The sequence below is a fragment of the Kitasatospora sp. NPDC056731 genome (genome assembly GCF_040687675.1).
GTDB lineage: Bacteria > Actinomycetota > Actinomycetes > Streptomycetales > Streptomycetaceae > Kitasatospora.
In genome coordinates this window covers 150,370-175,957 of sequence record NZ_JBFBNR010000011.1, presented here as the reverse complement: position 1 = coordinate 175,957, position 25,588 = coordinate 150,370, and the positions used below count along the sequence as shown (strand labels likewise).

Annotated in this window: 24 protein-coding genes; 12 read left to right on the top strand and 12 right to left on the bottom strand. The window is 74.3% G+C overall.

Annotated elements, in window-relative coordinates:
• Positions 1-127: 127 nt before the first annotated feature.
• Both AB0R04_RS14210 and AB0R04_RS14205 read left to right on the top strand, forming a co-directional pair.
• Positions 128-1,327, top strand: coding sequence for a peptidoglycan-binding protein (locus AB0R04_RS14210; protein WP_363370982.1), 1,200 nt, complete (start codon positions 128-130; stop codon positions 1,325-1,327).
• A 107-nt stretch (positions 1,328-1,434) separates the two neighbouring features.
• Positions 1,435-2,424, top strand: coding sequence for an MsnO8 family LLM class oxidoreductase (locus AB0R04_RS14205; protein ID WP_363370980.1), 990 nt, complete (start codon positions 1,435-1,437; stop codon positions 2,422-2,424).
• Between the two features lie 72 nt (positions 2,425-2,496).
• Here AB0R04_RS14205 and AB0R04_RS14200 read toward each other — a convergent pair whose 3' ends face one another.
• Together AB0R04_RS14200 and AB0R04_RS14195 are read right to left on the bottom strand one after the other, a co-directional pair.
• Positions 2,497-4,059, bottom strand: a complete 1,563-nt coding sequence (locus AB0R04_RS14200) for an APC family permease (protein ID WP_363370979.1) — start codon at positions 4,057-4,059, stop codon at positions 2,497-2,499.
• A gap of 130 nt (positions 4,060-4,189) precedes the next feature.
• Positions 4,190-5,800, bottom strand: coding sequence for an amidohydrolase (locus tag AB0R04_RS14195; protein ID WP_363370977.1), 1,611 nt, complete (start codon positions 5,798-5,800; stop codon positions 4,190-4,192).
• Positions 5,801-6,011: 211 nt separating this feature from the next.
• On the opposite strand from AB0R04_RS14195, the gene AB0R04_RS14190 reads away from it, so the two are divergent.
• The 5 genes from AB0R04_RS14190 to AB0R04_RS14170 all read left to right on the top strand — a co-directional run bounded on the left by AB0R04_RS14190 (position 6,012) and on the right by AB0R04_RS14170 (position 9,738).
• Positions 6,012-6,620, top strand: a complete 609-nt coding sequence (locus tag AB0R04_RS14190; RefSeq protein WP_363370975.1) for a TetR/AcrR family transcriptional regulator C-terminal domain-containing protein — start codon at positions 6,012-6,014, stop codon at positions 6,618-6,620.
• Positions 6,621-7,280: 660 nt separating this feature from the next.
• Positions 7,281-7,664: a hypothetical protein gene (locus tag AB0R04_RS14185; protein ID WP_063350270.1), complete on the top strand. Its 384-nt coding sequence runs from the start codon at positions 7,281-7,283 to the stop codon at positions 7,662-7,664.
• Between the two features lie 88 nt (positions 7,665-7,752).
• Positions 7,753-8,808, top strand: a complete 1,056-nt coding sequence (locus AB0R04_RS14180; protein WP_363370971.1) for a hypothetical protein — start codon at positions 7,753-7,755, stop codon at positions 8,806-8,808.
• Between the two features lie 34 nt (positions 8,809-8,842).
• Complete coding sequence (locus AB0R04_RS14175; RefSeq protein ID WP_363370967.1) at positions 8,843-9,286, top strand: roadblock/LC7 domain-containing protein; 444 nt, start codon at positions 8,843-8,845, stop codon at positions 9,284-9,286.
• Between the two features lie 77 nt (positions 9,287-9,363).
• A complete protein-coding gene (locus tag AB0R04_RS14170) occupies positions 9,364-9,738 on the top strand; it encodes a hypothetical protein (RefSeq protein ID WP_350879111.1) in 375 nt (124 codons plus the stop codon).
• Between the two features lie 98 nt (positions 9,739-9,836).
• Here the strand turns inward: AB0R04_RS14170 and AB0R04_RS14165 are convergent, their stop codons facing one another.
• From AB0R04_RS14165 to AB0R04_RS14135, 7 genes are all read right to left on the bottom strand, one after another.
• The gene (locus tag AB0R04_RS14165) at positions 9,837-10,253 is read right to left on the bottom strand and encodes a DUF6188 family protein (RefSeq protein WP_063350273.1); all 417 of its coding nucleotides are present in this window, start codon (positions 10,251-10,253) and stop codon (positions 9,837-9,839) included.
• 119 nt (positions 10,254-10,372) lie between these two features.
• Positions 10,373-11,488 carry an NUDIX hydrolase gene (locus AB0R04_RS14160; protein ID WP_363370964.1) on the bottom strand — a complete coding sequence of 372 codons (1,116 nt, stop codon included), beginning with the start codon at positions 11,486-11,488 and terminating at the stop codon, positions 10,373-10,375.
• A gap of 273 nt (positions 11,489-11,761) precedes the next feature.
• Positions 11,762-12,643: an SGNH/GDSL hydrolase family protein gene (locus AB0R04_RS14155; protein WP_363370961.1), complete on the bottom strand. Its 882-nt coding sequence runs from the start codon at positions 12,641-12,643 to the stop codon at positions 11,762-11,764.
• A complete protein-coding gene (locus AB0R04_RS14150) occupies positions 12,618-13,874 on the bottom strand; it encodes a glycosyltransferase (RefSeq protein ID WP_363370958.1) in 1,257 nt (418 codons plus the stop codon). The genes AB0R04_RS14155 and AB0R04_RS14150 overlap by 26 nt, the downstream gene beginning before the upstream one ends.
• On the bottom strand, positions 13,871-15,088 hold the full coding sequence (locus AB0R04_RS14145; RefSeq protein ID WP_363370955.1) for a glycosyltransferase family 1 protein: 1,218 nt from the start codon (positions 15,086-15,088) through the stop codon (positions 13,871-13,873). Before AB0R04_RS14145 ends, AB0R04_RS14150 begins: the two co-directional genes overlap by 4 nt.
• Positions 15,089-15,196: 108 nt before the next feature.
• Positions 15,197-15,385 (bottom strand): DUF1508 domain-containing protein, encoded by a 189-nt coding sequence (locus AB0R04_RS14140; RefSeq protein WP_063350276.1) that lies wholly within the window; start codon positions 15,383-15,385, stop codon positions 15,197-15,199.
• A 204-nt stretch (positions 15,386-15,589) separates the two neighbouring features.
• The gene (locus tag AB0R04_RS14135) at positions 15,590-17,305 is read right to left on the bottom strand and encodes a serine/threonine-protein kinase (RefSeq protein ID WP_363370952.1); all 1,716 of its coding nucleotides are present in this window, start codon (positions 17,303-17,305) and stop codon (positions 15,590-15,592) included.
• A gap of 255 nt (positions 17,306-17,560) precedes the next feature.
• Between AB0R04_RS14135 and AB0R04_RS14130 the strand changes: the two genes are divergently transcribed.
• Entirely contained in the window at positions 17,561-18,241 is a 681-nt protein-coding gene (locus AB0R04_RS14130) for an FHA domain-containing protein (RefSeq protein WP_363370950.1), read from the top strand.
• A gap of 8 nt (positions 18,242-18,249) precedes the next feature.
• On the opposite strand, the gene AB0R04_RS14125 is transcribed toward AB0R04_RS14130, so the two are convergent.
• The 3 genes from AB0R04_RS14125 to AB0R04_RS14115 form a co-directional block, all read right to left on the bottom strand.
• Positions 18,250-18,483 (bottom strand): hypothetical protein, encoded by a 234-nt coding sequence (locus AB0R04_RS14125; RefSeq protein WP_363370948.1) that lies wholly within the window; start codon positions 18,481-18,483, stop codon positions 18,250-18,252.
• Positions 18,484-18,514: 31 nt separating this feature from the next.
• Positions 18,515-21,094 (bottom strand): hypothetical protein, encoded by a 2,580-nt coding sequence (locus AB0R04_RS14120; RefSeq protein WP_363370946.1) that lies wholly within the window; start codon positions 21,092-21,094, stop codon positions 18,515-18,517.
• Positions 21,095-21,175: 81 nt separating this feature from the next.
• A complete protein-coding gene (locus tag AB0R04_RS14115) occupies positions 21,176-21,910 on the bottom strand; it encodes a Crp/Fnr family transcriptional regulator (protein WP_363370944.1) in 735 nt (244 codons plus the stop codon).
• Positions 21,911-22,083: 173 nt separating this feature from the next.
• On the opposite strand from AB0R04_RS14115, the gene AB0R04_RS14110 reads away from it, so the two are divergent.
• From AB0R04_RS14110 to AB0R04_RS14095, 4 genes are read left to right on the top strand one after another with little or no spacing between them, the layout of a single operon-like run.
• Positions 22,084-22,827, top strand: coding sequence for a hypothetical protein (locus tag AB0R04_RS14110; protein ID WP_363370941.1), 744 nt, complete (start codon positions 22,084-22,086; stop codon positions 22,825-22,827).
• Between the two features lie 7 nt (positions 22,828-22,834).
• Positions 22,835-23,251: a hypothetical protein gene (locus AB0R04_RS14105; protein WP_363370938.1), complete on the top strand. Its 417-nt coding sequence runs from the start codon at positions 22,835-22,837 to the stop codon at positions 23,249-23,251.
• The gene (locus tag AB0R04_RS14100) at positions 23,248-24,450 is read left to right on the top strand and encodes a protein phosphatase 2C domain-containing protein (protein WP_363370935.1); all 1,203 of its coding nucleotides are present in this window, start codon (positions 23,248-23,250) and stop codon (positions 24,448-24,450) included. Before AB0R04_RS14105 ends, AB0R04_RS14100 begins: the two co-directional genes overlap by 4 nt.
• Positions 24,447-25,580: a hypothetical protein gene (locus AB0R04_RS14095; protein ID WP_363370933.1), complete on the top strand. Its 1,134-nt coding sequence runs from the start codon at positions 24,447-24,449 to the stop codon at positions 25,578-25,580. Before AB0R04_RS14100 ends, AB0R04_RS14095 begins: the two co-directional genes overlap by 4 nt.
• Positions 25,581-25,588: the final 8 nt, after the last annotated feature.

The following is a 25,588-nucleotide window of genomic DNA, read 5'->3' as shown; positions in this document are numbered from 1 at the left end:
TTACAGATCCGAACGGGCGCGCGAGCATGGGTGGTTCATTGCCGTGTATTGCGCCGTTGGGGTCAATCCGGAGGGCGAACCTGCCGATACCCGCAACGACGTCCGTTCGCCGCCTGGAGGAGACCGCATGTCCGACCTGTGGCTGCCCGGTGCCGAGATCCACGACCTCGGCGACCACGCGCCGACCGACCAGCAGTACCCCCCGAAGGCCATCGCCCACATCACCTGGGACCGCAACGCGACCGCCGCCGCGCCGCAGGACTGGTGCACCTACGAGGACCTGGTGAGCTACTTCACCGGCAGCGGCGCCGGCGACGCGCCACACCTCATCTGGGACCCGTTCAGCGGCCGGATCGCCCAGCTGTTCCCGGCCGACTCCCGCTCGAAGAGCCTGCTCAGCCCGACGACGAGCCCGACCCGCACCAACCGGGCCGGGCGCGTGGTGATCCAGATCGAGGCGGTGTTCTTCCCCTACTGCAACTACCAGGGCACCGTGTACGCGCGGCTGGTCGACACCCCGTGCGCGGGCTGGGACCGGATCCACGCCTGGATCGCCTCCTGGGGCGTGCCCGACGTCTGGCCGATGGGCCGGCCGGTCGACTTCACCAGCCACCGCGACGAGCAGGTGTGGGAGGCCGGCGGCGGCTGGTACGCACACGCCCACGTCCCGTTCAACGACCACACCGACCCCGGCTCCTGGCCCGACTTCACGGCCGGCCCCGGCACCCCGATCCCCGCGCCCTCGCAGCACCCCCCGGTGCCCCCGGCTGACCCGACCCCGGCCCGGTACCAGACCACCATCAACGGCCTCCCGTACGGCTACGGAGCCCAGGGCTACCAGGTCACCGTGGTCGGCCGGGGGCTCGTCGCCCAGGGCTTCGGCGCCCACTACTGCTCCGGCCCCGGGCCGAACTGGACCGACGCGGACACCGAGAACTACGCGGACTACCAGCAGAGCCTGGGCTACTCCGGCCAGGCGGCGGACGGCGTGCCGGGGGAGAGCTCGCTGCGGCGGCTGCTCGGCTACCTGCCCGGGCCCCGGACGGTGTCGCTCGCGCACGTCGTGGCGGCGGCCCGCACCGACCCCGGCGCCGAACAGGGGCACCGGACGTACGGCGCCGAGGTGGCGATCGTCGAGCAGGCCCTGGCGGACGAGGGGCTGCTCGAACAGCGCTGGGTGGACGGCTCGTTCGGCAGCCTGACGGTCACCGCCTACGCCGGGTGGCAGCGCCGGTGCGGGTACACCGACGCCGCCGCGGACGGGATCCCGGGGCAGGACTCGCTGCACCGGCTGGGCACGGCACAGGGCTTCGCCGTCACGGACTGACCGGGCCCGTCCGCGGCGCCGGGGCCCCTCCGTATCCGGGGCGTGGCGGTGGGGGAATGCCCGGCTCGGCGGCGGGCGTTGTCCACCGCGTGACCAGCGCTGCGCCCATGACCAGGCTCTCCGTCCTCGACCGCTCCCGGACCAGACGGGGCGAGGAGCCGGCGCAGGCGCTGCGGGACACGGTGGCCTTCGCCCGCGAGGCCGAGCGGCTCGGGTACCACCGCTTCTGGGTCTCCGAGCACCACGGCGTGCCCGGGGTCGCGGGATCGGCGCCGACGGTGCTCGCCGCGGCGGTGGCGGCGGCCACCACCCGGATCCGGGTCGGCACGGGCGGGGTGATGTTGCCCAACCACCAGCCCATGGTGGTGGCCGAGCAGTTCGGGGTGCTCGCCTCGCTCTTCCCCGGCCGGATCGACATGGGGCTCGGCCGTTCGGTCGGGTTCACCGACGGCGTGCGGCGGGCGCTGGGCCGGGAGAAGGACTCCGCGGACGACTTCGGCGCCCAGCTGGCCGAACTGCTCGGCTACTTCGACGGCTCGCAGCGGGCCCACCCCGGCGTCCACGCCCGCCCGGCCGAGGGCCTGCGGGTACCGGCCTTCGTCCTGGCCACCGGCGCGGGCGCCGACCTGGCCGCCGACGCCGGGCTGCCGCTGGTCATCGCCGCCGCCCGGGGGGAGGAGCGGATGCTCGCGGCGATCGACCGCTACCGCAGCCGGTTCCGCCCCTCGGCGCAGGCCGCCGAGCCGTACGTGGTGGTCTCGGGCACGGTCGCGGTCGCCGAGAGCGCCGACCGGGCCCGGGAGCTGCTCGTCCCGGAGGCGTGGTCCGGCGCGTACTCCCGCACCCACGGCGAGTTCCCGCCGCTGGCGCCCGCCGCCGAGATCCTGGCCCGGCCGATGAGCCCGCGCGAGCAGGCCGCCTACGAGCAGTCGCTGAAGGGCCACATCGCGGGCACCCCGGAGCGGGCCGCCGCCGAACTCGCCGCCCTGGTGGCGCGCAGCGGCGCGGACGAGTTCCTGGTCACCACCAGCACCTACGACCGCGCCGCCCTCCTCGACTCCTACCGGCTGCTCGCCGAGGCGGTCGGCCAGGCCTGAGGCCGCCGGCCGGGTGTGCGGCGGCCGGCCAGGCCTGAGGCGGTGGGCCGGCCCTGCGGCGCCGCCGCCCGCTCAGCCCGCGTCGACCTCCGACGTCCCGAGCCGGGCGTACACCTCGGGCCGCCGCGCCCGCAGCCGCAGCGCGATGGCGACGCCCGTCAGGAACACCACCGGCACGATCGCCACCAGCGGCCAGTTGACCTCCGGCCCGGCATTGGTGAACAGGTCGAGCCGCCACACCACCAGCGCCGTCGCCCCGCACAGCAGCACGGTGGCGGCGACCGGCGCCACGACCGTCCGGAACACCCCGGCGCTCGCGGCCGCCTCGCGATTGCGGCGGAAGAAGGCGTACACGGACAGCCCGGCGAGCGCCTGCAGCACCAGGATGCCGACCACGCCGGGGGAGTTCACCCAGAGGAAGAACTGGTTGTACGGGTCGGCCCCGATCAGCGCCGCCACCACGACGGCCACCGCCGCCAGCACCGACTGCGCGATGCCGCCGATCCACGGGGAGCCGTGGCGCGGGTGGACCCGGCCGAGCGCGGCCGGGGCGGCCTGCTCGGTGGCGAGGGCGTAGCCGTAGCGGGTGATGGTGTTGTGGAAGGCGAGCAGCGCGGCGAGCAGGCTGGTCACGATCAGCACCCGCTGGAGGTCGGTGGCCCAGGCGCCGACGTAGTCGGTCATCGCGGTGAAGAACATCCCGGCCGGGTCGGCGGTGGCGGTCGCGACGGCCTCGGTGGCGCCGAAGGCCTGCACGATCATCCAGGTGATGAAGGTGTAGAAGAGGCCGAGGAAGGCGATCGCCGCGTAGGTGGCGCGCGGCACCGTCCGCCGTGGTTCGCGGGCCTCCTCACGGTAGATGGCGGTGGCCTCGAAGCCGATGAACGCGGCGAAGGAGAGCCCGAGCACCCCGCCCATGCCCCCGGAGAACACGTTGTGCGGGGCGAACGAGGACAGGTCGAGCCCGTGCGCGCCGCCGCGCACCAGCACCGCCACGGCGAGCACGAGCAGGATGCCGGTCTCGGCGATCAGCAGCGCGCCGAGCACCTTGGCGCCGAGGTCTATCGAGCGGTAGCCGAGGAGCCAGACCACCGCGACGCCGAGCAGCGCCCAGACCGGCCAAGGCAGGTCCAGGCCGAGCAGGTCGGCGGCGGTGGTGTGGGCGAAGAAGCCGAAGGCGCCGTACATGCCGATCTGGATGGCGTTGTACGAGAGCACCGCGAGCAGCGCGGCGCCGAGCCCGGCGGGGCGGCCGAGGCCGCGGGTGACGTAGGCGTAGAACGCGCCGGCGTTGCGGATGTGCGCGGTCATGGTGGTGAAGCCGACCGCGAAGAGCGCCAGGATCACGCCGGTGGCCAGGTAGGCGACGGGCGTGCCGATGCCGCCGAAGGCGATCGCGAACGGTGCCACGCCGGCCATCACAGTCAGCGGTGCGGCGGCGGCCACGACGAAGAAGACGATGTCGCCGGTGCCGAGCACGCCGCCTTCCAGGCGGGCGGGGCCGGTGGAGCCGGCGGCTGCGGTGCCGGGCCCGGTGGTGCCGGGCCCGGCGCTGGGTCCGGCGCGGCCGGTGTCGGGGCCGGTACGGGGGGAGCCGGGTGCGGTCGGGGAGGCCGCGTCGGAGGGCAGGGTCATGGGGAGCTCTCCTGGGGTCGTACGGACGAGGGTAGAGCGGTCGGCCGCCGATCGGGTGCGGGCGGTCGACGGGGGAGCGGACGCCGTGGGGGGCGTTCCGGCGGGCGGGGTACGGGGGGATCCCGGGGGGTCAGTGCGTGCGGCGGCCGCCGAGCCAGGTCCCGGCCACCGGGACGGCGGCCAGCTCGGCGGCCGGCACCGCGTAGGGGTCGGCCGCCAGGTGCACCAGGTCGGCCCTCATCCCGGGGCGCAGCACGCCCCACTCCGCCTCCTCGAAGGCCTGGTGCGCGACGCCCGCCGAGTACGCCGCGAGTGCCTCGGTGAGGCCGATCCGCTCCTCGGGCAGCCAGCCGCCGGCCGGCAGGCCGTCCGGGGTCTGCCGGGTGACGGCGGTGGCGAGACCGGCCAGCGGCTCGTAACGGGTGACCGGCCAGTCGCTGCCGAAGGAGACCCGGGCGCCACCGCGCAGCAGGGCGGCGATCTGGTACTGCCGGGCGCCGCGCTCGGGGCCGAGCCGGGGGAGGGTGAGTTCGGTCATCAGCGGGTCGGTCTGGGCCCACAGCGGTTCGAAGTTGGCGATCACGCCGAGTTCGGCGAAGCGGGGCAGGTCGGCCGGGTCGACGAGCTGGACATGGGCGATCACCGGGCGGCGGGCGCGCAGGCCGTTGCGGCGGGTGGCGGCCTCGACGGCGTCCAGGGCGATCCGGACGCCGTGGTCGCCGATGGCGTGGATGTGCGGCTGGAAGCCGAGCGCGTCGACGGCGGTGACGGCGTCGGCCAGTTCGGCGCCGGTCCAGTTGGCGACGCCGTGGGAGTGCGGGCAGTCGCTGTAGGGCGCCAGCAGGGCGGCCGTCCCGGACTCGACGACGCCGTCGGCGAAGAACTTGACCGCCCGGGCGGTGAGCCGGCCGCGCCCGCCGGCCTCGACCCGCTCCCGGTCGGCGGCCAGGGCGGGGAGCCGTGCGCGCCAGCCGTCCGGTTCGAGCAGCAGCGCGAGCCCGGCCCGGACGGGCAGATCGTGCTCGGCGACGGCGGCGAGCCAGGTGTCGACCTGCGCGGGCTCGATCCAGGCGTCCTGGAGCCAGGTGAGCCCGGCGGCGGCGAGCGCGGCGGTGGTCTCGCGCAGGGCGGCGACCTGCTCGGCGAGCGGGAGCGGCGGGACGAGCGCGAGGACGGGGTTGAGGGCGCCGAACTCGCGCAGGGTGCCGAGCGGGGTGCCGTCCGGGCGGCGGACGATCTCGCCGCCCACGGGGTCGGGCGTGTCCGGCCCGTACCCGGCGCGGCGCAGCGCCTCGCTGTTGGCCCAGCCGGTGTGGTGGTCCATGGTGCGCAGCAGGACGGGCCGGTCGGGGACGGCGGCGTCGAGTAGCCGGGCGTCGAACAGGCCGCCCTCGGCGAGCCACGGGTCGACGGCGTCCCCGGTGATCCACTCGGCCTCGGGGTGCCGGGCGGCCCAGGTGCGGACGGCCTCGACGACCTCCTCCAGGCTGGTGCAGTCGCGCACCGGCACGCCGCGCAGCCCGATGGCACCGATCAGCGGGTGGAGGTGGCCGTCGCCGAAGGAGGGCAGCAGGGCGCCGCCCGCCAGGTCGACGGTCTCGGTGTGGTCGTCGCGCAGGGCGAGCGCCGCGTCGCCGAGGGCGGTGATCCGCCCGGCGGTGACGGCGAGGGCGTGGGTGGCGGGGTGGGCGGGGTCTCCGGTGTGGATCCGGCCGCCGGTGAAGATCGTGTCGGCACGCATGGGGGAGCGTCCTCTCCGGGTCGCGGCAGGCGACGAGGGCGACCTGCCTAAACCGAATGGGGTTCGGTTACCGTAGGCGCGGCACCGGCGGGTGCGGAAGAGTTTTATTGAAAGCCATTCAGTAACGCTTGGGTAACGATGATCTTGAGGGTTCTCCGGAAGGCTCCCTGAAGGGCTCCCCGAAAAACTCCCCGAAAGACGAGGAACCGGCATGGCCAGGCCGCGCACACCCCTGCTGGACCGGCAGCGCATCGTCGACACCGCGCTGCGGCTGGTCGACGAGTCGGGCGACCTCACCATCCCCGGCCTCGCCGGCGCCCTCAAGGTCAGCCCCTCCGCGCTCTACCACCACGTCGCCGGCCGGGCCGAGATCGTCGCCCTGATGCGCGCCGAACTCGTCCGCACCATCGGCGAGCAGTCGATGTGGGACCAGCCCTGGGACGCGGCGCTGCGCACCTGGGCGCACGCCTACCGGGACGCCTTCGCCGAACACCCCGGCATCGTCCGCCTGCTCGCCACCGCCCCGCTCGCCGAATCGTTCATGCACGAGCTGTACGAGCGTGCCGTCGCCACCCTGGAGGGTGCGGGCTTCGCCGCGCGGGACGTGATGGGCGTGATCACCGCGTTGGAGAGTTTCATCCTCGGCTCCGCTCTCGACCTGGTCGCCCCGGACGTCATGGTCGACGCCGTCGACCGTGACGCCACCCCGCGCCTGGCCGACGCCCTTGATGCCGTCCCCGCCGGCCGTGAACGCGCCGACCGGGCCTTCGAGCTGGGCCTCACCGCCCTGATCGCGGGTTACCGGGCGCTGCTGCCCTGACCGCCCTCCGTGCCGGGGCCGTCGCTGCCGGGGCCGGGTCGCCGCAGTTCCGTCAGGTCCGGTCCCGTTCCTCCATCCGGTTTCTGAACAGGCGTGATGACCTGCTAATGTTCTTCTCGTCGGGAGGGAAACAAACTCCCGAGCAGGCGTCAGCGGTGCTACCAGAGCACGTCCTACTTTCAGTAGGAAGAGTCCGTGCGACCCGGGCCTGGCGCTCCACCCGAAGGGGCTCGTTCCGTCCAGCGGAACGGGCCCCTTCGTCATGTCCGGGGCTCCTTCGTCATGCCCGGGGCTCCGGCGGCAGTCGGCGTGCGGCGACCCGGTGGTGTAGACCTGTTTGCCCGGGCCCCTATCGCATGTCGGCGGTCGAAACCCTGCCGTGCGGCCGGTTCTCGGCCAAGCTCCCCTGCCAGGTGGTCGGCGGGTGGCGGTGGGCTGCGGTCCGCGACCGTCCCCGGGCCAGCGGGTTCGCCCGGCAGCGGTGGCTGACGTCCTGTCACACCTTGGCCGGAAGTGGACGCTACTGATGTGAATATGCCATTGGAATGTTCGTCATATGGAATCCGGCAGTAGCCTTCCGTGTCGAGCCCGCCACTGCTGGTGGCGGCCCGGCCGTGCCGTGCTGCGCCCGGCTGCCCAGACCCCCTCGAAGGAGCCGGTGTGCCGGGTATCGACGAATGCCTCGCCGGAGCGATGTCGATCTCCGGGGCGCGCTCCGCGAGCCTGGTCGACTGGAGCAGCGGACTCGCACTCGGCAGCCTCGGCGAGTGCCCGACCGGTGACCACGAGACCGCGGCCGCCGAGACAACCGACTTGGTACGGGCGGCCGTTGAGAGCCAGACCTTCACCGGGGCGGAGGACCGGCGGTCGCCGTTACAGGACGTCATCGTCACCGCCGGCCGCAGCTACCACCTCATCTGCTTCATCGACACCGTCTTCGACAGCCGCCTCGTCCTCCACCTCTGGCTCGACCGCGCCCAGGGCAACCTCGCCGCCGCCCGCTACCGCCTCCAGGCGCTCGCCGAGGAACTGGTGCTGGGGTGAGCGGGACGCCCATCGCGGCCATCGGGTTTCGGCCAGCACGCCGGACGGGCCGCCCCCGCCGCCCGCGCTCCACCGGGTGGTGGCCCCGATGAACGCCGCGCCCGCCGCCGTCCGCCCGCCCGCCACGCCGCAGACCCCCGGCGAGGCCCTCGGCCTGCTCGCGGCCCGCCGCGCCACCGGCGCCCTGTGCGGCCCGCTCGGCAGCCTGCACCTGGTCGACGGCCAGGTGGCGCACGCCGACTCCCCGCGCGCGCCCGGCCTGGCCGAACTGCTCACCGGCTGCGGCCGGATCACCCCCGGGCAGTGGGCGGAGCTGCTCCGGCTCCACGGCCCGCGCGCCCGGGTCGGTGAGGCACTGGTCGAACGGCGGCTGCTCACCCGGGGCGAGCTCGAACTCGGCCACCTGGGCACGCTCTTCGACGCCGCGTTCTTCGTCCTCGCCGACCGGACCGGCGGCGTCTGGCGGTTCGAGCCCGATGCCCGGCACTGGCTGGGCCCGGTGGCCACGGTCGACCCCGGCCGGCTGCGCCGCGAGGTCGAGCGCCGGGGCCGGCTGCTGGAACGCATCTGGCCCTGGCCGCAGCTCGACACCGCGCCGGTCCGCCCGGTGGTGCCGGTCCCACGGCCGTCGCACCGCCCGCCCGGCCGCCGCCGGCGCGAACTGCTGGAGCACGCCGACGGCCGAAGAACCCCGGCGGACCTGGCGCGCCTGCTCGGCCGGTCCGGCTTCGGCGTCACGGCGGACGTCCGCCGCCTGGCCGCCGCCGGGCTGCTCGACGCCCCGCGGCACGCCGCACCGGCGGTGGCGCCGGCGGTGGCGCCGGCGGTGGCGCCGAGCGCCGCGACACCCGCGACACCCGCGACACCCGCGACACCCGCGACACCCGCGACACCTGGGGCGCCGAGGCCCGCGGCGCCCGTCGCGGAAGCCGAGGCGCCGGCCCCCGCCCGCCCGCCGGGAGGAGGCCTGCACCGCCGGGTCCCCGGAGCCACCCTCACCGGCACCACGCCGTCCGGCCCCGTGGCCCCCACCCGCTCCGATCGCCCGCCCACCACGGCAGCGGCCCACCCGCCGCTGGCCGTCCCCGACCCGGACATCGCGCTGCTGACCCGGGTCCGAACCCTTCTGGAGGCCCGACTTTGAACCACTCTCCACCCGCGACCCCGCCGTCCCGGCCATGAGGCGGGTGCTCAAGCAGCGTGTCGGAAGGAGACAACTGATCGCCTTGGAGACCGAACTGCTCGCCGAGCTCCGCGCCGTCAAGCAGCGCGTCCCGCACCTCGCGGGTGGCCTGGTGGCCAGCGTGGACGGCCTGTTGGTCGCGCACGACACCCACGGGGCGGAACCCTCCGGCCTGGCCGCGATGACGGCGGCCTCGCTGTCGCTGGCCCAACGGCTCGCCGACACCACCGGCCAGGGCGAGTTCCGCGAGTCGCTGGTGCGCGGCGAGCACGGCTACGTCGCCACCTACGCGGCCGGGGGCAGCTGCGTGCTGGCCCTGCTGGCGCACCCGGACGTCAACGTCGGCCGGCTGCACCTGGAGGCCCGCCGCTCGGCCCAGCGGATCGCCGGGCTGCTCAGCGACAGCCTCCTGCCGAAGGACCCCCGCGACCCGGCCTGACCGGCCTGACCGGCCAGGCCCCCGGCCCGACCGCACCTATCACCCCAGCACCCCACCATCGAAAGGGAGTTACCCAGATGACCGACGCAGCCGGCGCGCTCAAGCAGGCCATGACCAGCATCGAGGGCGCCATCGGCGCGGCACTCGTGGACTACAACAGCGGCATGGCGCTCGCCACCCTCGACGGCCCCGGCGGGCTGGACCTCAACGTGGCCGCGGCGGGGAACACCGACGTGGTCCGCGCCAAGATGCGCACCATGGACATGCTCGGCCTACAGGACGGGATCGAGGACATCCTGATCACCCTCAGCAGCCAGTACCACCTGATCCGGCCGCTCGCCGGCCGCACCGGCAAGGGCCTCTTCCTCTACCTGGCGCTGGACAAGGCGCGGGCCAACCTGGCGATGGCCCGCCACCAGCTCACCAGGATCGAGGCCGAGCTGGAGGTCTGACAGGTCGGACAGCTCGAACAGGCGGACAGCTCGAAAAGTTCGGACAGGCCGGACAGGCCGGAGAGTCCGACCGGACGACGCGTCGGCCCGGCGTCGGCTCAGGCCGCGCCGGGCGCCGTCCACCGGACCTCGCCGCCCGGCAGCCCCGCGCACACCGCCCCCTCGGCGGTCTCCACGCTCCACGGCGCGAGCTGCGCGTGCGGCGGGACGGACAGCGCGCCGCCCTCCGCGAAGGCCAGCTCCAGGCCGCCGGCGAGGGTGATCTCGGCGGTGTCGACGGTCCGGCCGACGAGTGCGAGCAGGGTGCCGGTCGGACGGACGGTCAGCGCCGGAAAGTAGTGCTCGACCTCCGCCGGGGCGGTGAAGGAGGGCGCGGCGAGGCGGAACTCGTGCGCCACCCGGACGGTCACCGGTCCGTCGAGGGTGAGGTCCAGCCGGTCGCCGCCGCTGACCGACGCCACCCGGCGGCCGGCCAGCGCCTCCGTGATCCCGTGCTGCGTGATCCCGTTCTGCATGGCCCCAGTGTGACCCACCCGACCCGGCCTTGTCCGCCCTGCCCAACAGCCCCGCCCGACCGGCCGGTCCGACCGGCCCGCCTGACTCGCCCTCCTGAATCCGCCCCGCCCGCCCGCCGCTACCCGGCGGCGCGTCCGCGCACCAGCTCGGCCGGCCCGCCCGCCCGCTCCCGCGCGGCCAGCGCGGCGGCCGTCCGGTCCCAGGACGGGCCGGTCAGCAGCGCCCGTGCCTCGGCGGGGCCGCAGAGCCGCCACTCCACCAGCTCCTCGTCCGGCAGTGCGATCGAACCGAGCATCCGTTCCGTCACCGTGCCCCCGTCGAACACGGACACCAGCACGGCGGTGTCCCGCCCGGTCGCCGGGTCGGCCTCCGGATCGGCGGCCGCCCCGGGCTGCCAGTCCAGCGCCAGCAGCCGCCCCGGTTCGACCTCCCAGCCGAGTTCCTCGCGGATCTCGCGCCGGACGGCCGCCCGGGGCAGTTCCCGGTCCGCCTCGATCCCGCCGCCCGGCAGCGTCCAGTACGGCACCCGGCCGCGCGGCCCGTCCCACGGCCGCAGCCGGACCAGCAGGACCCGCCCGGCGTCGTCGGTGAACAGGGCCCGGGCCTTGGCCCGGATCCGCGGGCGGGTGGCGATGTAGGTGGCCCGGTCCATCGGCGGCTCGTACCCGGGCCCGCCGGGGGCGGAGCCCAGGGCGGGCGCGTCGGCCAGCCCGGTGTACGCGGGCGGCGGTTCGTCCGCCGGCAGGTGGTCGAGGGTGTGCCCCACGGGCCTGCTGTCCTCCAGCTCCAGCGGACCGGCCGACCGTGGCGCCCGCAGGCAGGCCGTGACCCGGCGGGACAGCAGGGGCGGCAGCGCGTGGCCTGCCTGTTCGGGGGTCAGCCAGGCCCAGCCGCCGACCTCCGCCGCGTCCGGCCGGATCGCGGCGGTCTGTTCGGCGGTGAGCGGCTGCGCCCAGTACAGGTACGCGGCGATCGGCGGCCGGAAGTGGTCGAGCGTCCAGTCGACGCAGGCCAGCGGCCCCAGCCGGGGCGTGAACCCGAGTTCCTCCACCACCTCGCGCAGCGCGGTCTCCCGGGGCGAGCGGTCCTGCGGCTCCCACCCGCCGCCCGGGATCGCCACCGGATGCTTCCGGTCGTACGGCAACCGCACCACCAGCACCCGCCCCCGCTCGTCCGGGAACAGCACCCCCGCCGCCGCCAGCAACTCCCGCCCGCTCCCGGATGACGCGTCCACCGCTGCTCCCTCCGTCAGGCCCGGTTCGAAGGCCGTGTCCCCCCGACGACTCGGCGGACCCCTTTCATGGTTCCCCCCACGAGCCGTCCTAGGGCGTGTCTGACAATTCGCGTCGGATCAGCGCGCGGCGGTGGGCGCCCGGCTGGGCGTGCCGGCGAAGCGTCCTCGTACTGGGCCGTACTTGGACGTTTCGCCGGTGCGTTCAGGCGGGATGCCCGGCGTCGCGCGCCCGGCGGGAATTGTCAGACACGCCCTAGCCGAGCCCCCGCCGCCTCACCCCAGTGACGCGAGGGCCTGGGCCGCCGCGCGGGCCATCTGCTCGTCGTGCCGCCCGCTGGACCCGCGCAGCCGGGCGAGGCCTTCGGCCGCCGCCAGGGCGAGCAGCCCGGGCAGCAGGTCGGTGCTGCGGGCGGCGACCCAGCGGGTGCCCTGGGTGGCCATCCACCACAGGTCGGCGGCCCGGCCGGGCGGAGCCTCGGCGGGGGTGTCGACGGGCGGCGGGCCGAGGGGGTGGCCGGCGGCGGCGAGCAGTTCGTGGAACCGGCGGGCGATCAGGTGGTGGCCCTCGGCGCTGGGGTGCAGCCGGTCGACGCTGAGCAGCCGGCGCTGCGCGCACCAGGGCAGCTCGGCGATGTGAAGGTGCACCGCCCGGTGCCGGGCGGCGAGGGCGTGTATGACGGTGTTGACGGCCTGCATCCGCCGCGCCAGCGGTCGGGCCAGCGGCGCGGGCAGGCGGAGCAGGGTGCCCGGATCGGGCAGGCAGGCGGTCAGCAGGACGGCGCCGTGGCTGGAGAGTTCGCCCAGGGTGGCGTCGAGCTCCAGGGTGGTGCGCCGGATGTCGAAGCCCGCCCGTAGGGTGTCGTTGCCGCCGACCACCACGGCCGCGAACCGCGGCCGCAGTGCCAGTGCGGCGGGGAGTTGGCGATTCGTCAGATCGGCGGTCAGGGCGCCGCTGCACGCCAGGTTGGTGAACTCGACGCCGCCCTCGGGTGCCAGCGACCGGGCCAGGACGGCGGCCCAGCCGCGCCACCCCTCGCCGACCGGGTCCCCGACCCCTTCGGTCAGCGAGTCCCCGAGCGCGACGAACCGCACCGGCCCGCCGGTGGCCGGGCGGCCGTCCGCGGACCGGTCACGCCCGGTGCCGAGCACGCTCATCCCAACCCTCCTCCACCGCACCGGGGTTGCGCACGCCGGGGTTGCGCACGCCGGGGTTGCGCACGCCGGGGTTGCGCATGCCGGGGTCCCGCACGCTGTGGGCGGCGAGGAACGCGGCCACCGCGGCCGGCCAGCCGTACCGCTCGGCCTGGGCCCGGGCGCCGGCCCGCCGCGCCTGCTCCGGGCGTGCCAGCAACTCCCGTACCGCCGAGGCGAATCCGGCCCCGGTGTCGGCGGCGGCCACCCCGGCCAGGCCGATCAGCCCGGGCAGCGCGGAGGAGCGGCTGACCGCCACCGGCGTCCCGCAGGCCAGCGCCTCCAGCGCGGCGAGCCCGAAGGTCTCCACCGGCCCGGGCGCGAGCACCACGTCCGCGCAGCCCAGCAGCCGGGCCAGTTCCTCCCGCCGGCCCAGGTGCCCGAGGAGGCGCACCGGCAGTCGCAGCCGCTCCGCCCGGGCCGCCAGCCGGTCCCGCAACGGTCCGGCCCCGGCCACCACCAGGACGGCCGGCAGCCCCCGGGCCCGCAGTGCGGCCAGCGCCTCGACGGCCCGTTCGGGCCGCTTCTCGGCCGAGAGCCGGGAGCAGAGCACCAGCAGCACGTCGTCCGGCCCGCAGTACCGCGCCCGCTCCCGGGCCCGCGCGGCCGGCGGCAGCGGGCGCATCGCGTCCAGGTCCACGCCGAGCGGGGCCCGGACCAGGTTGGGCACGCCGATCCGCCGGAACTCCGCCGCCGCCCAGTCGGTGGTGCAGAGCACCGCGTCGTACGTACGGGCCGTCGCCGCGTTGAGCCGGTCGGCGGCCGCGTCGGCGAGCGGGCGGGGCAGCCCCCAGGCGCGCAGCAGCCCGACGGCGCTCTCGTGCGACACCATCACCGAGCGGACGCCGTGCCGCCGGGCCCAACTGCCGGTCCAGCGCAGCGTGGTGCGGTCGGACACCTCCAGCCGGTCGGGTTTCAGCCGGGTGAGTTCGGCGGCCACCGCCCGCCGGTCGGTGAGCACCCGGTAGCCGCCGCTGGCCGGCAGCACCGGCCCGGGCAGGGTGACCACCAGGCCCTGCTCGCCCTCCTCCTCGCTGCGCCGCTCCCCGGGCACGATCAGCACCGGCCGGTGCCCGGAGGCCAGGTAGCCGGCGCCGAGGTGGCGCAGCGCGGTGCGCAGGCCCCCGGAGACCGGGGTGACGAAGTTCGCGAGCCGCACGATGGTCAGCGGCTCGCGGTCGGCGGTGTCCGTCATGCCGGCAGCTCCGCCACGACGGCGACCGGCTCGACGACCGCCGGGGGAGCGGTAGGGGGAGCCACCGGTGTGCCCCGGTGCTCGGCGAGGACCTCCGCGTAGTGCCGCAGCAGCAGGTCGCCGACCGCCTCCCAGGTCCGCGCGGTCACCTCGGCCCGTCCGGCGCGCCCGTACGCGGCCCGCCGCCCGGGGTCGGCGGCCAGTTCCGCCACCGCCCGGGCCACCGCGGCGCCGTCCCGGGGCGGCACCAGCAGGCCCGTCCGGTGGTGCGCGACCAGGTCCAGCGGGCCGCCGGCGGCCGGGCCGATCACCGGCACGCCGCTCGCCATCGCCTCCTGGATGGTCTGGCAGAAGGTCTCCAGCGGGCCGGTGTGCACGAACACGTCCAGGGTCGCGAAACAGCGGGCCAGTTCCTCGCCGGTCCGGCGGCCGAGGAAGACCGCGCCGGGCATCGAGGCCCGCAGCCCGGGCCCGGACGGCCCGTCCCCGATCACCACCACCCGTACCCCGGGCAGGGCCGACGCGGCGGCCAGCAGGTCGACCCGCTTCTCGGGCGCCAGCCGCCCGACGTACCCGACCAGCACCTCGCCGCCCGGGGCGAGCGCCCGGTGCAGCGCCTCGTCCCGGTGCCGGGGGTGGAACCGCACCGAGTCCACCCCGCGGGGCCACAGCTGCACCCGGGGCACCCCGTGCGCGGTGAGGTCCTGGGCGGCGGGGGTGGACGGCGCCAGCGTCCGGGCCGCGGCCCGGTGCACGGCCCGGATCCGCCGCCAGGCGGCCGCCTCCCCGAGGCCCCGCCCGGCCCGGTAGGCGTGCGCGTACCCGGCGAGGTCGGTCTGGTAGACGGCCACGGCGGGGACGCCGAGGCGGGCCGCGGCCTGCATCCCGCGCGCGCCGAGCACGAACGGGCTGGCCAGGTGCACGATGTCCGGCCGGTGCCCGGCGACGGCGGCCGCCAGCTGCCGGCTCGGCAGCGCGATCCGCACCTGCGGGTACCCGGGCAGCGGCACCGACGGAATGCGCACCACCGGCAGCTCCACCGTTTCGGAGCCGCCGAAGGTGTGCGGCGGGCACGCGGCGCCCCGTGCGGGTGCGGGGGTGACGACGAGTGGCTGGTGGCCCCGGCGGACCAGATGCTCGGCCGTCCGCAGCACGCTGTGGGCGACTCCGTTGACCTCGGGCGGAAAGGATTCGGTGACGATGACGACGCGCATGCCAGAGTTCTGTCCGCGCCCGGCGTGCACCCGGCCAAAGGGATCTGTCGTACAAGCGAACGCGGGTCGGCGATTTGCACCGCCGACCCGCGCCCGCACCGCGCCGCCTCAGTGCGACCCGGCCGCCTCCTTGAGCTCCGCGTACGGCGCGAGCTTGCGGAGCGACTCGATGCTCCTGAGGCACTCGTCCTTGCTCTCGTGCGGGTCCCCGGTGACGATGACCGTCCCGTTGCTCGCCTTGAGCCGGAAGCGGTGCATCCCGCTCTCGTCCTTGTACAGCTCGAACTTTCCAGCCATGCCTGTAACAGCCTTCCGTTCAGGTGACCCCCTCGCACCGCACCGTAGGGCCAACCCGGTTGCTCCGCCCGCCGGCTGGGGCATCCGAGTCATCCGGACCTGCCCACCTGGCCCGTTCGGGTCAGGTGGTGCTCGCGGGGGAGCTGTGGGCCTGCGGGCGGCTGGGCGTGGTGGCCCGGGAGCGCTCCTCGCGGAAGCCTCGTTTCACCGGCGGACCGGGGTGGTGCCGTTCATGCCGAAGCGAGCGGAGCACTGCTCGCCGGATCGGTTGTTCGCGTTCCACACGCAGATCCACATCGTGTAGCCGATGTCCGGGACGAAGCTCGTCTTCGCGGCGCCCACGGAGGCGCGGAAGGTGTACGTGATGCCGTCGCTGCGGGCGAGCTCGGCGACGCAGGTCTGGATCAGGGAGGTGTTGAGCACGCCCGCGAGCGAGCCGGAGCCGTTGTCGTCCAGCCAGGCGGAACAGGCGGCGGTGGGGCCGAGCCAGTCGGTGTCCGCCTCGGAGCCCTTGACCTGTGCCGGGTCGTCCCTGCCGTTGATGCCGCGGATCGATGACGAGGTGGGGCTGGGGGCGGCCGTTGAGGGTGCGGCGGTGGCCGTGCTCGGTGGGGTGGCCGTTTCGCCAGGCGGGGTGGTCGGGGGCTGGGTAGCGGGTTTGGCGGCAGCGAAGGTCGAGGGCCGCAGGCTCGGGGAGGGTGCCCGCGTGGTGCCGGCCGGGGCGGTTGAAGGCGGGGGAGAGGGTTCGGCGGTGGCGGTGGCGGAGATCGAGGCGCTCGGGCTCGCGGAGGGTCCTTGCGTCGTCCCGGCCAAGGGCTCGACGGCGACCTGCACGCCGCCGGACTCCTGCGCGTCGTGGTGCTGCGGGGAGGTGGACGGGCTGAGGACGAACACCGCGACCGCGCCGAGGGCGGTCGCCGCGGCGATCGGCAACAGGAACAGGTGCTTGCGCGGGCGGCGAGGTGATGCGAGGGGTGCGGGCCCGACGTCGGGGTTCGGGTCCGTGCTCGTATCCGGTGGCGGGACGGTCTCCAGCTTGCCGACCGGCGTTTCGGCGAACGCACGTCGAGCGCCGATGCGTGACATGACCTCGGGCGGCCAGGACGGGGGAGGGGCGAGCCGGTGCGTGCGCGTCGCCAGGACGATCTCGTCGGCGGTGGGGCGTGCGCCGGGGTCGGTGGCGAGACAGGGCCCGAGGAGGGCGGCGAGGTCGGCGTCCACGGCGCGCAGCGGCTCCACGTCGGGGACAGCGCCGGGCGTGCGACCCGAGGCGGCGTAGAGCAGGAGCGCCGCGAGCGAGTAGACGTCCGCGGGCGCTGCCACGTCCTCCTCCCCGGCCTGCTGTTCCGGTGCCGAGAAGCCCTGCGTTCCGTAGCTGCCACCGCTCTTGGTGAGCCTCGCCTGGTCCGCGGCGCGCGCGATGCCGAAGTCGATCAGCTTCACGCCGTCGCGCACCAGCATGACGTTGGCGGGCTTGATGTCGCGGTGCGCGATCCGGGACGCGTGTACGGCCCGCAGTTGAGCGGCCGTCTCGGCCAGTAGTAGCCACAGCGCCTCGGCGGGCAGCGGGCCGTGCAGCCGGACCGCCTCGTCCACCGTGAGCCCGGGGACGTACTCGGTGGCGAACCACGGGCGTTCCGGAGTGGCGTCGCTCGCCAGCACCCGCGGTCCGACTCCGAGCGGCACACGGTAGAGGATGCCGACCTCTCGTTCGAAGCGCTCGCCGGGGACCAGCCGCGGCCGGACGAGCTTGACAGCGGCGTAGCCCCTGTCCGAGACCCCGAGGTAGACCTCGCCCATGCCGCCGGTGCCGAGCAGGCCGATGATGCTGAAGCTGCCGATCTCCTGCGGATCGCCCGGACCGAGTGGTTCGGCGACCACGCTGTCGATCGCAGCAGCTCGCCGGCTGATCTCGCTCACGGCGGGCAGGCTATCGGGCAAGTCCACTCCGGACAAGCGGAGTTGGTGGTTCCGCAAGCTCGGCACGCCGCATGCTCGCAGGAGGACTGGTCCTCCCGGTGCGCTCATACACTGGCGCGACCCGAGGCGGAGGTATGTGAGATGGCGTACGAAAACTTCCCACCCCAGATGCTGCCGCCGGGCAGTCCTTCCGGCAGAGTGCCCTCGGCGCCACCCGGGACGATCTTCGTGCTTGGCCCGGAGGGTGGGTACGCCGTGCCGCCGCGCCGGTACACCTTGCTGTTCGGGCGCGACCGCGAGGACGTGCACGTACCGGTCGGTGTCGACGACCCGACCGTCAGCCGCCGGCATGGCGTCTTCACCTGCGCCGGCGCGGACGGCGACTGGTGGCTGGTCAACACCGGCAATCTGCCGATCGAACTGCCCGACGGCGTGCTGATGCTCACCAGCCACAAGCGGATCATCGGGCCCGGGTACACCCCGCTGGTGATCAACTCGTCCAAGCGGCGGTCCCACCTGGTGGAGGTCCGCGTCGTGGACGGGGACGACCTGCACCCCCGTTCCACGAGCAGCGCCGATACCGCGGCCCCCGAGACGGTCTACCTGCTCTCCCTGCAGGAGCGGCTGGTGCTCACCGCGCTCGCCCGGCGCTACCTGGAGGGCCAGGACGCCTTCCCGCTCCCGTCGGCCTGGGAGGAGACCGCCCGGCTGGTCAACGCCTCGCCCCACGTGACCAAGTTCTGGACCCACAAGTCGGTCGCCAACACGGTCGAGGACGTGCGCGAACGGCTGCGCCGACGGGGCGTGCGCGGACTGACGCGCGACGAGGTCGGCGAGCCGGTCGGCTCGACGCTCAGCGTCAACCTGATCAGGGAACTGCTGAAGACGGCGACGCTGAACGCCCAGGACTTGGAGTTGCTGGCCGATCGGGGCTGACGCGTTTCTCAGGCCTCCGTCTCGGGCGCGGCTTCGGCGTTGTGGTTGTAGGTGACGTGCATGGTGCCGTGTTCCACGGCGAAGACGGCTGCCTGGTCCTCGGCCGAGTTCTGCTGGCGCGGTTGGGGCTGCGGCTGCTCGGGGTGATGCTTCGTGTTCGTCACGTGGTTGTTGTCGCCCACGATGAAGGTGCCGGAGACGTCTCCGGCGTGGATGGTACCGGGGGTGGATTCCGTAGGCATGGTTGGCCTTTCTCGGTTGGTCCTGTGGAGGTCAGCCTCCGCAGTGGGTTTTCAGGCTCTGCAAGGCCGAGTTATACGCCGACGCCTGGCTTTCCGTGTCGATCGTGGCACCGGACGGATGGTTCCGAAACGAGCGGAACTGGTTCTCCTCCTGCTGGCTAGCGGTCAGAAGGCCCTTGAGGTCGGATACCACGGATCCGTCCCGCGCTTGCGATAGGGCTCCCCGCAACGTGGACTCGCTGGCGCGCAGGTCTTTGAGGATGATGTCGATACGGGATTTCACCGTGCTGTCGTCGGGAACGGTGGAGGTCCGTCGTGAGTTGTACGCGGCTACGGCGTTGTTGTACGAGTCGAGGGCGCTGTGAACGGCGGTCAGGTCGGTGTTGTGCTGCTGGATCTCTTTTCCCAATTCCGGTGCCACCGTTGCGCACACGGGATCGACGGGGTCCGGTGTGACGACGGGGGCAGGGATCGGCGGCTTGGGGGTGTAGACCGGCCGGGTCGGGATCGGTGGGTAGGTGGGCTGGGCCGGCTTGGCCAGGTTCGACTGGTTCTGGGTGTAGACCATGGCGCCCACGCCGAGTACGGCTGAGGCGCCGACCACGCAGGCGACGGCGAGGGCTACTCCGGCCTTGGCAGCCACTGCGCCGGCGGTGGTGACCGCGTGGCCCGTGCTGGACGTGGTGGTGGCGCTCGCGGCGTGCGGATGGTGCGCCCCCGAGAGGTCGATTCGGTGCGGCGCCGCCTGCGAGGGGGAGTGTGCGCCGGCCACATGGCCCCCGGGCGGGGGCTGTTGGGCGGACTGGGACAGGTCGATCACGTGCGGTGTACCCGGCGGGTGCACGGGCGCCGGAGCGCCGGAGGCGGGGACGGGGTGGGTGACGGCCGGTGGTTGGACGACCGGGTGGGTGACGGCCGGTGGCTGGACAACGGGGTGGGTGACGGCGGGTGGCTGGACAACGGGGTGGGTCACGGCCGGTGGTTGGACGACCGGGTGGGTGACCGTCGGCGGCTGGACGACGGGGTGGGTGACGGCCGGTGGTTGGAACACAGGCTGGGTGACCGTCGACGGGCTGACCACCGGGTGCGTGATCAGCGGGGACTGGCCGATGGCGTGTGCCGTGGTGGCCGGGTCGATCGGCGGCACGGCGGTGATCACCGTCGTGGCGGCCTGGTGGGCCACCGAGTGCGCTTGCAGGGCGGCGAGTTCCTGCCAGAGCGCCCCCGCCTCCAGCACCAGGGTCGTCGTCAGTGCCGCCCGGCCGATCGCCTTGCGGCGGGTGCGCGCCTCCCCCAGGAAGAACTCCTCGCCCGTGCGGTCTCCCGCGCTCTTCGCGGCGGCCCAGCCGGCTCCGAGGAGGCTGCCCCACGCGTCGAACTGCCGGGAGAGCGCCAGTTTCGGCGAGGCGGCACGGGCCAACTCCACGCCGAGCTGCGCCTGTCCGCTGCTCTCCGCTCCCAGTACCGCGACGTCCAGGGCCTGGAAGTGGGCCGCGACCTCGTCCGGGGTGGTCTCCCGCGACTGGACCCACGCGGTGAGCGCCCGGCAGAGCGGCGCGGCGGGGTACTGCGTCATCCGGCTCTTGAGCACGCACTCGGCGACGTCCGGCGGACACCCGTAGCCGGTTTCCGAGGCGACCAGCAGGCCGTGCCGCACCAGCCCGCTGGCGAGCGCGTCGCTGTCCGTCCGGCTGAGCAGGGTGTTGAGCTGCCGGGCGGCCAACTCGGCGCCGGAGAGCGAGCCGAGCAGGTACAGCAGGTCGCGCTCCTCCGGCCGGAGCCTGTTGAGCAGCGCGGGAAGGAGCGCGGGGAGATCGGCGATGCCCGGCAGGCCCTTGCCGGTCGCGGCCGACAGGGCGATGCGCCGCAGTCGGAGCGGATTGCCGTGCAGGGCGTCGCACAGCGCCGTCACGGTCCGCGCCTCGTCGGGCTGCAGCGCGCGGGCCAGGACCGTCTGGACCAGGACCACCCCTGCCGGGGCCGCCAGTCCGTCGAGTCGGATCGGGTGGACGCCGGTGACCGACGACCGGCGCTGCGAGGTGAAGACGAACGTGGAGTGCTCGGCCAGGTCGAAGAGCCGGTGCAGGTCCTTCTCGTCGAGTCCCGCGTCGTCCAGGTAGATCCGCAGCCGCAGGGTCTTCAGGTGCTCCTTCAGCACCTCCAACGACGGCTTGTAGTTCGGTGCGTCGAAGCTGATGTCGAAGATCGCCTGCGCGAGGTCGTCGGCCGTCCGGCCGCCGGCTTCGATGTAGGCCGCGCCCTCGGGCCCGCGCGGCAAGGTGCGGGCGAGGTGGCGCAGCAGCGCACTCTTGCCGACCCCGGAGGCGCCCCAGATCTGCACCAACTGGCGTGCCCCGATGGCCTGTTGCAGTGCCTGGAGCTCCCGTTCCCGGCCGATCGGCGGATCGGCGGCGGAACGCGGCAGGTGGGAGATCGGCTGACGCTTGACCGGGTTGGGCGGAGGCCCCGCGTTCACGGTGATGGCCGAACCGTGTCCGGTGGTGATGTTCAGGTTGGTCACGGTGTTCCGGTTGCCGACGATCATCGTTCCGGACACGTCGCCCGCCCGGATTCGCGTGGAACCGTCCGGAGCACCGTTGTTCTCTGGCATCTGTTTCTCCGGTCCTCTCCAACGCTCGGGTTCCGGCACTCGGTCATGCTGGCGCCGACCCGTCGTCGGAACCCGGCGCTTTTACCTGTTTGGTGAGATCGGCCGTGAACCGGCCGGTTCGGCCGCGGCGGCGATCCGGGCGAGGTGGTCCAGGTCGAGGATCGTGATCCTGCGGTAGCCCGTGACGACCGCGCCCGACTCCCGCAGGGCCCGCAGGGCCTTGTGGATCGACGACTCCGCGGCGCCGACCAGCGTGGCCATCTCCGGCTGCGACAGCGGGAGATGGGCTTCGTTGCGGCCGGGGCGCCCGTAGGTGACGGCGAGGTGGTGCAGGATCCTGGCCAGCCGCCCGAGCACGTCGCAGCCGGTGAAGTCGACGATCCGGCTGGTCGCCGTGCGCAGCTTGGCCACCACGCTCGCGTTGAGTGCGAGCCCGATGGCGGGGTGCTGCTTCGTGCACGCCAGCAGTTCGGTGGGCAGGATGTAGCGGGCCAGCACCCGGCCGCAGGCGGTCACGGTGCCGATGCGCGGCTGACCGTCGATCCCGGCGAACTCCCCGACGAGGTCCCCGGCCATCCGTACGGCCAGCAGTGCGTCCCGACCGTCCTGTGCGTGCGCGGTGACCTTCACCGTGCCGCCGATCAGGAGCAGCGAGAAGTCCGAGGTGTCGGCCTCGCGGATGGTGATCTGACCGGCCGGGTAGGCCACGCCGTGGCCGAGCTCCAGCAGGACTCGGCGATCGGCCTCGCCGACCCGGCCGAGCAGCCCGGTCGTCGGCCAGTAGGCCTCGGCCCCGCGCATCCGTGTGTTGCTCATCGGTCACTCCTCCTCCTCGTCCGGCCGAAGCCGGACAAGCCGTATTAGTAGCCGGTTTACCCGAGGACCCCTCCTCTACGTTCTGGTTAACCATCGTGTCGGCACCGGGAATTCGGTGCCGACGGCAGATCGATCCTCGAACTGCCGGCCCTCGTCGTGATCGCGGAGGGAATGTGAATCCGAGGTACGAGTACCGAGCTCTGCTGGCGTGCGACATCGCGGGTTCCGCGGGCCGCGGTCAGCAGCGGCTGCAGGAGATCCGCGGCGTGCTGCGGTCCGCGCTGTTCGGCGCCCTCGGCGTCGCGGAGCTGGACCGGCGGGACTTCGCGTACGTGGACACCGGCGACGGCTGCCGGCTCGTCGCCCCGGCCGGGTTGCCCAAGGCCGGACTGCTGGTCCCGCTGCTGCCGGAGCTGGGCGCGCGGATCCGCGAGCACAACCGGCACGCCGGCCCGGACTCCCGGCTGCGGGTACGGGCCGCCGCGCACGCGGGGGAGGTCCGGCTCGATCCGGACGGCACGGTCTCCGGCACCCCGTTCGAGGCGCTCGCCCGGCTGCTCGACTCGCCTCCGTTGCGGCATGCGCTCCTGGACGGTCCGGACGGCGCCCCGGTGGCCGCGGTGCTGTCGCAGCACTACTACGAGGAGACGGTCGGGCACGGCTACGAGGGGCTCGAAGCCGGTGCCTTCACCGCGGCCGAGGTCCGGGTCAAGGAGTACGCCGCACGGGCCTGGCTCTGGTACCCGGGCAGCCCGGTCGGGCCGCACGGCGGTCCCGGCCCGGAATCCGGCTCCCGCGAGCGGCCTGCGGAAGCCGAGCCGCGGATCGTGGAGCAACTCGTCCAAGCCACGGGGAACGGCACGGTCTTCGCCGTCGGCCGAGGTGGCCAGCACATCCACTACAACGAAGGGGGCTGAAGCGCCGATGAACCAGGAACTCGCCGAGCTGGCCGCGAGCGGAGCCACCGCTCTGGTGTCCGCGATGGGCACCGATCTGTGGAACGAGGCGAGGCGACTGATGAGCGGCGTCATCGCCCGGGCCCACGGCAGCCGCCGCAGGGAACTGTCCGTCGCGCTGGAGCGGGGGTCGACCGTCACGAGGGGAGCGGTCGACGCCGCGGCCGTGGACTTCTGGACCGAGGCCCTGTTCCAGTTGCTCGACCGGGACCCGGCTCTCGCCCAGGACGTCATAGCTCTGGCGACGCTGCGGACCGCGCAACGGCCGGACGTCGTGGTCCAGGTCAACTCCGCCACCGGTTCCGGTGAGGTGTTCGCGGTGCAGCACGGTGACCAGCACTTCGCCTCGGGGCCGAGGTCCCGCGATCGTGAGGAGCGGCCGTGAGCGGGGGAGACGGCCGGCGGGACGGCCTGACGGACGGCTGGGTGCGGGCGGGGCTGCTCGCAGCCGTCGTCATCGGGGCCTTCGCCGAGGTCGGCACGCCGCACCGGCACTACGGCTGGCTGGTGAACGCGTTCGCCCTCGCGGCGGTGGGTGTCGTCGGCGCGGCGGCCGCACTGGGGTCCGAGGCCGCCGCGCCGCCCGCCCGGCAGCGGGACCGGCCCGAACGGGGGCCCCGGCCCGACGCGACGGCGCCGGTCTGCCGCTTCGTCGCGGCACCGGCGGTGTCGACGGCCCAGCCCGGCAGGCCCCGGCCGTTCCTGCGCGAGAGGCCGACCGACCTGAGCGTGCCCCGCTTCGGCGAAGGCGCGCGGGCACAGGGCTATCCCTGGCTGCTGCCGGAGCGCACGGTGCAGAACGGCATCGCCGCCGACGAAGCCACGGTCGGTGCCCTCACCATCCGCGCCGCCTCCGTCGTCGGGCCCGGCCACCGCTGCGGCCAGCCCGCCGAGCCGCGACAGGACTCCTACCGGATCGGGCGGAGCCCGGACAGCCGGTACGCGATCGTGGCCGTGGCCGACGGCCTGTCCAGCGCGGCCTGGTCCGACATCGGGGCCACCGCGGCCTCCAGCCAGGCCGTCACCCTGCTGCGCGAGCAGATCGAGGCGGTCGGCTTCGACCGGCTCGACGTCAAGGCGCTGTACGGGCGGGTCGCTGAATCGATCGCCGCGCACGCGGCCGGACGCGGCGTCGGCACCTCGCACCTGGCGACCGTGCTGATCACCGCGGTGATCGCCGAGCCGGACGTGAACGGCGTGGCGCGGGCATGGGTCGGCTGGCTCGGTGACAGTTCGGCCTGGACACTCGACCCGCGCGTCCCGCTGTGGCAGTTCTCCGCAGGCGAAGCCAAGGACCGCGCGGCCGTGGTGGTCTCGAACGAGGTCGCCGGCCGACTGCCGGACACGCCGCACCTGGCCGTGGACGGTTACGTCACCCTGGCGGCCGGTGCCGCCCTCGCCCTGGTCACGGACGGGATCGGCGACGCGTGGGCGGACCGGGCGGGCAACGTCAACGAGTACTTCGCGAACGCCTGGCGCTCGCCGGTCCCGGCCACCCGGTTCACCGCCGACGTCGGCTTCGACGCACCGCAGTGCCTCGACGACCGCACCGCCGTCGTGGTGTGGAACGGCAGCGGGACATGACCGACTCCGATCCCGTCGCCGGCGTCGGCGCCCCGGCGGTGGACCCGCGGGGCTGGGCGTTGCCGAGGACCGTGGGCCTCGGCGATCTCGGACCGCTCGCCGAGCCGATCTCCGAACACAACGGCCAGGCCGTCGCCGTACGGCCGCTGACGGACCATCCGGGCTGGCTGGCCAAGCTCTACCGGCCCGGCCCGCACCAGGAGGACGGCCACCGGATCGACCTGCTGATCTCGGCTCCGGACGCGCTGCCGGAGGCGGAGCGGGCGACCCTGTACGCCGGGACGTGCTGGCCCGCGGCCCGGATCCACGAGCCCGGCAACCCGGCCGTCGGGTGCGTGATCCCGATGGCGCCCGAGCAGTACCGTTCCGAGCTGCGGCGCGGAAAGTTCAGCGAGCGCCGGTTCCTGGAGATCGACTGGCTGGCGAAGTCCGACGAGTCGATCCGGGGCGTCGGCCTGCCGTGCCCCGGCTTCGAGGGCCGACTGGCTGCCTGCCGCCGGCTGACGGAGCTCGCCGCGATCCTGGAGGGCCTGGGCCTGGTCTACTCGGACTGGTCGTTCTCCAACGCCTTCTGGAGCCCGGAGGGGCGTTCCGTCTACCTGATCGACGTCGACGGCTGCCAGCCGAAGAAGATGCCCGACATCCACCAGCCGAACTGGGCCGACCCGCTCACGCCGCCGGGCTCCGACGCGGACCAGTACACCGACCGCTACCGGCTCGCCCTGCTCGTCGCCAAGTGCCTGACCGGCAGGCGCGACGCGAGCACCTTCCACGGCGTCGCCGCGTCCCACTGGCTGAACCAGCCCGCCGCCTCCGAGGTCCTGCTGGACATGCTGCTCGCGACCGACCGGGAACGGCGGCCCGCGGCCGCCCAGTTGAACCAGGCGCTGAACAACGGGCCCTACCTCAGGGCCGTGCCGCGTCCGACACGTACGCCGCTGCCCCAACTGCCCCCGACGCAGCCGACGCTGGTGCTTCCGCAGCCCGTGCCGCACACGACCCAGGAGCCCCCCGCCGCCACCTGCATCAGCACGGTCGAGGAGAAGCAGAAGTCCGAGACCGGGTGGATCTGGGTGCTCGCCTTCGTCGTGATCCTGGTCATCGTCATCGTCATCGCCTCCAACCACTAGCTCAGAGG

Coding starts and splice junctions, on each gene's coding strand:
- AB0R04_RS14210 (WP_363370982.1), top strand. CDS start 128: ATGTCCGACCTGTGGCTGCCCGGTGCCGAGATCCACGACCTCGGCGAC.
- AB0R04_RS14205 (WP_363370980.1), top strand. CDS start 1,435: ATGACCAGGCTCTCCGTCCTCGACCGCTCCCGGACCAGACGGGGCGAG.
- AB0R04_RS14200 (WP_363370979.1), bottom strand. CDS start 4,059: ATGACCCTGCCCTCCGACGCGGCCTCCCCGACCGCACCCGGCTCCCCC.
- AB0R04_RS14195 (WP_363370977.1), bottom strand. CDS start 5,800: ATGCGTGCCGACACGATCTTCACCGGCGGCCGGATCCACACCGGAGAC.
- AB0R04_RS14190 (WP_363370975.1), top strand. CDS start 6,012: ATGGCCAGGCCGCGCACACCCCTGCTGGACCGGCAGCGCATCGTCGAC.
- AB0R04_RS14180 (WP_363370971.1), top strand. CDS start 7,753: ATGAACGCCGCGCCCGCCGCCGTCCGCCCGCCCGCCACGCCGCAGACC.
- AB0R04_RS14175 (WP_363370967.1), top strand. CDS start 8,843: ATGAGGCGGGTGCTCAAGCAGCGTGTCGGAAGGAGACAACTGATCGCC.
- AB0R04_RS14170 (WP_350879111.1), top strand. CDS start 9,364: ATGACCGACGCAGCCGGCGCGCTCAAGCAGGCCATGACCAGCATCGAG.
- AB0R04_RS14165 (WP_063350273.1), bottom strand. CDS start 10,253: ATGCAGAACGGGATCACGCAGCACGGGATCACGGAGGCGCTGGCCGGC.
- AB0R04_RS14155 (WP_363370961.1), bottom strand. CDS start 12,643: ATGAGCGTGCTCGGCACCGGGCGTGACCGGTCCGCGGACGGCCGCCCG.
- AB0R04_RS14150 (WP_363370958.1), bottom strand. CDS start 13,874: ATGACGGACACCGCCGACCGCGAGCCGCTGACCATCGTGCGGCTCGCG.
- AB0R04_RS14145 (WP_363370955.1), bottom strand. CDS start 15,088: ATGCGCGTCGTCATCGTCACCGAATCCTTTCCGCCCGAGGTCAACGGA.
- AB0R04_RS14140 (WP_063350276.1), bottom strand. CDS start 15,385: ATGGCTGGAAAGTTCGAGCTGTACAAGGACGAGAGCGGGATGCACCGC.
- AB0R04_RS14125 (WP_363370948.1), bottom strand. CDS start 18,483: ATGCCTACGGAATCCACCCCCGGTACCATCCACGCCGGAGACGTCTCC.
- AB0R04_RS14120 (WP_363370946.1), bottom strand. CDS start 21,094: ATGCCAGAGAACAACGGTGCTCCGGACGGTTCCACGCGAATCCGGGCG.
- AB0R04_RS14115 (WP_363370944.1), bottom strand. CDS start 21,910: ATGAGCAACACACGGATGCGCGGGGCCGAGGCCTACTGGCCGACGACC.
- AB0R04_RS14105 (WP_363370938.1), top strand. CDS start 22,835: ATGAACCAGGAACTCGCCGAGCTGGCCGCGAGCGGAGCCACCGCTCTG.
- AB0R04_RS14095 (WP_363370933.1), top strand. CDS start 24,447: ATGACCGACTCCGATCCCGTCGCCGGCGTCGGCGCCCCGGCGGTGGAC.